This is a genomic window from Pseudovibrio sp. JE062, assembly GCF_000156235.1.
GTDB lineage: Bacteria > Pseudomonadota > Alphaproteobacteria > Rhizobiales > Stappiaceae > Pseudovibrio.
This window is the reverse complement of record NZ_DS996821.1, coordinates 23735-25473: the sequence shown is the minus strand read 5'-3', so window position 1 is coordinate 25473 and position 1739 is coordinate 23735. Positions and strand designations below refer to the sequence as shown.

2 protein-coding genes are annotated in these 1739 nt (G+C 48.5%); one reads left to right on the top strand and one right to left on the bottom strand.

The window, feature by feature from the left end; translation table 11 throughout:
• Nucleotides 1–232: 232 nt before the first annotated feature.
• Nucleotides 233–619, bottom strand: a complete 387-nt coding sequence (locus PJE062_RS25660) for a phasin family protein (protein ID WP_008553159.1) — start codon at nucleotides 617–619, stop codon at nucleotides 233–235.
• A gap of 564 nt (nucleotides 620–1183) precedes the next feature.
• Between PJE062_RS25660 and PJE062_RS25655 the strand changes: the two genes are divergently transcribed.
• Nucleotides 1184–1477 carry a hypothetical protein gene (locus tag PJE062_RS25655; RefSeq protein WP_008553151.1) on the top strand — a complete coding sequence of 98 codons (294 nt, stop codon included), beginning with the start codon at nucleotides 1184–1186 and terminating at the stop codon, nucleotides 1475–1477.
• Nucleotides 1478–1739: the final 262 nt, after the last annotated feature.

The following is a 1739-nucleotide window of genomic DNA, read 5'->3' as shown; positions in this document are numbered from 1 at the left end:
TTAGGTCAACTTGAGACTAATATAGGAGCTATTTTGTGCATTGCAACATTATTTTGCAGTGCAGCAAATGCAATTTCACTTAAGCTGCTGATTGGAAGAAGAAAACTTTTTTATTCTGGCGGTGCAAATCTCAGCTTTGCAGCGAGAAGTTTTAGAGGCACACCACGAACGAGGCGAGGATACGCCTCATTCTCTGCTTTTATTAGAGGGAGACTCAGCTCCGAAACAGCCCTTAAAAATCACCGGCTTTCTTGGCGACTTCTTTGACTGTGCGAGAGGCTTTCTCGCCCATCTCACGCATTTGAGCGCCAGTCTGTTCCATCTGTTTGTGCAGATACTCTTGCTGAAGGCTCACCAGCTCTTCCATATCTTTAACCTGAAACATGCGCTGTGCGAGCTCGAATGCCGAGTTTACGTTTTGCTCTGCAAACGCGAGGGCGTGGCGGTGCATATCGGAGGAATCCTCCTGCATTGTGCTTGAGGCATCTTCCATGCTGCTGACCGCATTTTCGGTTGCATCCATGAAGTGATCAAAAGCCTTGCGTGCCTGATCGATGCTTCGATCAGCAAATTCGCGCATTTGATCTGAAACTTCAAAAGGAACTTTTGTATCTACCATGCTCAAGCCTCCACCCTTCGTGATTAAGGTTCTGTTGGTCGTGCAGAAAGGGCCTATTCCCTCCCCTATTTGCAACTCGTTTACTCTGGTGTGGCAATGCTATACTTAACCATAGGGAAAGAAAATAGGAGCTTAGACGAGCACCGCAGTTTACGGTACCTTAAGTATACAAGGATTGGGGGGTGAATAATTGAGCAGGTCGCTTCTATTGGAATTGACAGATGCGAACTTCAGCCTTCATTTGTTAAAGTCTAAGCCTTTATCAGGATTTAGCTTTTGAAAATGCCGGTGGGTGGGTTGCCATGAAAGGCAAGCTCTGGTTTTTCAAAGCTTACAGATAAGTTAGGGTGGGGCTATAATTGGGAAAATATACCCCTGATAAATTGAGGCAGGTTTCTTTAGTAAGCTTACAGCAAAACCGCTGAAGTCGCTTACATGCCCGTTTCAAACCAGATATCATTTGATAGCACCGCCCGCATTGTGCCTTGGTGCCTGTGAAAGAGAGTAGATTGCGTTTCTCAACCAACCCCTTCTTGGGAAACCTTCAGAGTAAGGACCGAGCTCGTGGCTGACTTTGTCTTTAAACGCCGACAACGGCCGATCCGCTTCACCTGGGAGCTGGACCGAAACGGTTGCTTTCGCAGCTTCTCGAAGGAGTTCGCCGAGCTTTTGGGCCCACAGGATGCCGCGCTGATCGGCTTGCCGTTTGATGCTGTCCGCAAAAAGCTGAAAATGGGCAAGGTGCCTGCGATTTCCAAGGCTATCAAAAAACAGCGCGCGATTACCGGCGCGACTGTGCTTTGGCCTGCCTGTAACTCAACAAAGTTGTTCCTCTGGATCTCTCCGCTCAACCGGTAGAGACAAAGAACGGTGAGTATGACGGACTGCGTGGATTTGGGGTTATCCGCAGTGTTGATGCCAAGAAAGCCGAAGAGATTGTTGATCCGCTTGCAGTTCTTGCCAAACTGCGTGCGGCGCTGAGTGAAGAGAGCGATGATACGATTGCTCCTTCCGACGCAGCTCCTGCTGAACCAGAAGCAGTTGAAGCACCGGATTTGGCACTTACGCTTGAACATGATCAACCTGAGCGCTTTGTTCAAGATGAAGTGGCACCCATTGA